The following is a 3,699-nucleotide window of genomic DNA, read 5'->3' as shown; positions in this document are numbered from 1 at the left end:
CAGCGTTCGAACGGTCAGTTCCGGGATGAACAGCGTGCGGCATCCTACGATCCGCAGGATCGTTACATCATCCGGCCCGTCTCGGCTTACGCGCCGATGGATCCGCAAATTCCAAGCGAAATTCTCGGCGGGCGCGGACTTTACTGATTCCAAAACGACCCAAAGCGATCAGGCTTGAACAGCGATTCCCAGATCGCTGCCGAATAACGCACAACATCGCGTTTCCGCCGTGTTTACAGCACCTTATGCCACCGGGCGAAGGCGGAACCTCAACCCTCCTGTTAGCTGGAAAGCCGTGTTGTTTGGGCGGTTTCCAGCTGTTAGAACCCGAGCTTTCAAAGGCGAATTCGATGGCACTCTCGACGTTGCGGTTTCACCGGCCCGTGGTCACGACGCCACGCCTGATGCGCGGCCTGATCGCTACGGCGGTCCTGGTGACGCTGGGATGGACCAACGTCCTCTCAGCCGCCAACAACAGCGTGCAAGGCGCCAAGAAGGACGAGGCGGGATTTGACGGCGATGCGCCGACCGCGATCCTGATCGAAGCTTCAAGCGGAAGCGTTCTCTTCGAAAAAAACGCAGATGAGCTACGCGCGCCCTCCAGCATGATGAAGCTGATGACGGCTGAAGTGGTCTTTCATGCCGTCAAGCAAGGCGACATCAAGCTAACCGACGAGTACCGTGTCAGTGAGAATGCCTGGCGGAAAGGTGGCGCGCCGGCCGGCGGCTCGACCATGTTCGCCGCGATCAACAGCAAGATTTCGGTGGACGATCTCCTGCATGGGGCAATCATTCAAAGTGGTAACGATGCCTGCATGGTGCTGGCGGAGGCCATGGCGGGTAACGAGCGCGCCTTTGCCGAGATAATGACCAAGCGTGCGCGCGAAATCGGTCTTCCACGATCGACGTTTGCCAATTCCAACGGCCTGCCGGATCCCGGCAACAAAATGACGGTGCGCGAACTGGCGATACTGGCGCGCTACATCATCCAGACCTACCCCGAATTCTATAAACTGTTCGGCGAGAAGGAATTCACCTGGAACAAGATCCGGCAACCTAACCGTAATCCATTGCTCAATTCGCTCGAAGGCGCTGATGGGCTGAAGACGGGATTCACCAAGGAAGGCGGCTACGGCATGGTCGGATCGGCCGTGCAAAACGGCGTGCGCCTGATCGTAGCCATCAACGGGCTCGAGGACTCCGAAGATCGCGCCACCGAAGCCAAGAAGATGCTCGAATGGGGATTTCGCAACTTCGAGGTTAGGACCGTGTTCGGCGCCGATCAGACGATCGGCTACGCGAAAGTGTTCGGCGGCGACAGCCGTTCGGTCGCGCTTTCCAGCCGCGAACCGGTCAAGGTCATGGTTCAGAAGAACGGCAACGACAAGCTGATTGCCCGCATCGTCTATAGCGGACCGGTGCGCGCTCCGTTCGAGGCCGGCCAAAAAGTCGGCACGGTGAAGGTTTGGCGTGGCAGCAATGTCGCGGTGGAAACGCCGGTCTATGCAACAGCAGCGGTTGGCCGGGGCTCGACGATACGGCGCGCGGTCGACGGTGCCGCTGAGCTTGCCATCGGACTGTTCCGGGCAGGGGCGGAGAAGCTGTGACGACGGCCCAGCCTTCAGCCAAAGCCACGGCCGGGCGTGGACGCTTCATCTCCTTTGAAGGCGGGGAGGGGTCCGGCAAATCGACCCAGATCAAGATCCTGGCCGAGCGTCTTGCCGGCGTGAAATTGCATGCCATCGTCACCCGCGAGCCGGGCGGATCGCCAGGGGCCGAAATCATTCGGCACCTGGTCCTTTCCGGGATGGGCAAGCTGCTTGGCCCGGACGCGGAAACCTTGCTGTTTGCCGCCGCGCGTGACGACCACGCACGAACCGTGATCGAACCTGCGCTCAAGCAAGGCACCTGGGTGCTCAGCGACCGCTTTTCGGATTCGACGCGCGTCTATCAAGGCGCGCTTGGACATGTAGCGCCGGGGATCCTCAATGCCATGCAGCGGGTCACCATCGGCGACCTTAAGCCAGACCTGACCGTGATCCTCGATGTTCCGGTCGAGGTCGGCCTCCAACGCGCCGCAGCACGGCGGGGGACAGCCGCGGCCGACCGCTTCGAGTCGGAAGATGTCGATTTCCATCAACAGCTGCGCGACGCGTATCGGCGCATCGCGGCCAACGAACCGGAGCGTTGTGTGCTGATCGACGCCACCGAGGAACCGGCGAAGGTGGCCGCGAATATCTGGTCCGTGCTCCGCGACCGGTTTTTCACGACGAGCACGAATAGTGCGGCGGCATCCGCATGAGCAGCAAGGCCGAGACGTCGTTTCCGGTTGTTCATCCGCGAGAAACAGCTGTTCTGCTCGGTCACCGCGAGGCCGAGACGGCGCTGCTCAATGCCTATCGCAGCGGACGCATTCCGCATGCCTGGCTGATCGGAGGCGCGCAGGGAATCGGCAAGGCCACGCTCGCCTACAGGATGGCTCGCTTCGTTCTTGCGCATGGAAATCCCCTTGCGGCGGCCGTGCAGCGTGCCGATAGCCTTGACGTCGATCCCGCCGACCCCGCCGCGCGCCGCATCGCGGCGGGTGCCCATGGCGGGCTCCTCGTTCTTCAGCGAACTGCCAACGACAAGGGAGTGATGCGGACCGTAATCACGGTCGACGAGACCCGGGAGACCATTAATTTCTTCGGATCGACCGCGGCTGCGGAGGGCTGGAGGGTGTGCATCGTCGACACCGTCGATGAACTCAACCCGAACGCCGCCAATGCGCTGCTCAAGATCCTTGAAGAACCGCCGCGTCAGTCGCTGTTCCTGCTCGTCAGCCATTCGCCGGGCAGGGTATTACCGACCATCCTGTCGCGCTGCCGCCGATTGCCATTGCGGCCTCTATCCAAGGCCGATGTGATCCGGGCCGCAAACCATGCCACAGAACTCGCTAGCGATGATCCGTCGCTGATCGAGGCTGCCGACGCGGCGGAGGGGAGTGTCGCGCGGGCGTTGACGCTGCTCGGCGGCGACGCCGTCAAGCTTCACCGCAAGACCGCGGCGCTGCTGGCAACCCTGCCGCGGATCGACCCGCGCGAGTTGCATGCGCTCGGCGACGCTCTTGGCGGCAGCGACAAGGTCGCGCTCGCAACCTTCATCGACAGCGTCGAGCGCTGGGTCGGCGCACGCCTGCGCACCGGAGACCCCAATGCCAACCTGCCGCGCCTTGCACGGCTGGCAGAGGTGTGGGAAAAGATCAGCCGCGCCGCGCGCGATACCGCTGAATACAATCTCGAGCGAAAGCCGCTTGTTTTCTCGGTGTTTGGGATGCTTGCGGAAGCCACGCGATAACCGCGGTCCCTAAAATCCCGATCGTTTTATTTGATCTGCAAAGGAATTGGTGTGGCGAAGGCTGTGAAAAAAACTGCCAAGAAACGCAAAGCGAAAAAGGCGCGCAAAGCCGCGCGCGCAGGCGCGAAACGAGCTGCCGCGAAGAAAACCAAGAAGGCTGCCAAAAAGTCTCCAATGAAGGCGACAAAGAAAGTTGCCAAGAAGCGCGTGAAGAAAGCGGCCAAAAAAGCGATCAAGAAGTCTGCCGCCAAAGCACCGGCAAAGACAAAGGCTCAAGCTACGAGCCCGAAGAAGGCGAAAGCCGCCGATCCGAAGACCAAGACCAGCTCAACCGCTGCCGCTCCGAAGGCACCGACCGCGCCT

4 protein-coding genes are annotated in these 3,699 nt (G+C 61.6%); 3 read left to right on the top strand and 1 reads right to left on the bottom strand.

Annotated features, from left to right (window positions below; genetic code table 11):
• The first annotated feature begins 404 nt into the window (after positions 1-404).
• The 3 genes from WB528_RS01630 to WB528_RS01620 are packed head-to-tail and all read left to right on the top strand — an operon-like array spanning position 405 to position 3,336.
• Positions 405-1,607, top strand: coding sequence for a D-alanyl-D-alanine carboxypeptidase family protein (locus WB528_RS01630; protein WP_423886688.1), 1,203 nt, complete (start codon positions 405-407; stop codon positions 1,605-1,607).
• Positions 1,604-2,302 carry a dTMP kinase gene (gene tmk / locus WB528_RS01625; protein WP_423886687.1) on the top strand — a complete coding sequence of 233 codons (699 nt, stop codon included), beginning with the start codon at positions 1,604-1,606 and terminating at the stop codon, positions 2,300-2,302. Before WB528_RS01630 ends, tmk begins: the two co-directional genes overlap by 4 nt.
• Positions 2,299-3,336: a DNA polymerase III subunit delta' gene (locus WB528_RS01620; RefSeq protein ID WP_423886686.1), complete on the top strand. Its 1,038-nt coding sequence runs from the start codon at positions 2,299-2,301 to the stop codon at positions 3,334-3,336. Before tmk ends, WB528_RS01620 begins: the two co-directional genes overlap by 4 nt.
• Before the next feature lie 26 nt (positions 3,337-3,362).
• Here the strand turns inward: WB528_RS01620 and WB528_RS01615 are convergent, their stop codons facing one another.
• Entirely contained in the window at positions 3,363-3,572 is a 210-nt protein-coding gene (locus tag WB528_RS01615; protein ID WP_423886685.1) for a hypothetical protein, read from the bottom strand.
• Between the last annotated feature and the right edge of the window lie 127 nt (positions 3,573-3,699).

It is taken from the genome of Bradyrhizobium sp., from assembly GCF_049586575.1.
Lineage (GTDB): Bacteria > Pseudomonadota > Alphaproteobacteria > Rhizobiales > Xanthobacteraceae > Bradyrhizobium.
This window is presented reverse-complemented; position numbering and strand designations above follow the sequence as displayed.

Coding starts and splice junctions, on each gene's coding strand:
- WB528_RS01630 (WP_423886688.1), top strand. CDS start 405: ATGCGCGGCCTGATCGCTACGGCGGTCCTGGTGACGCTGGGATGGACC.
- WB528_RS01620 (WP_423886686.1), top strand. CDS start 2,299: ATGAGCAGCAAGGCCGAGACGTCGTTTCCGGTTGTTCATCCGCGAGAA.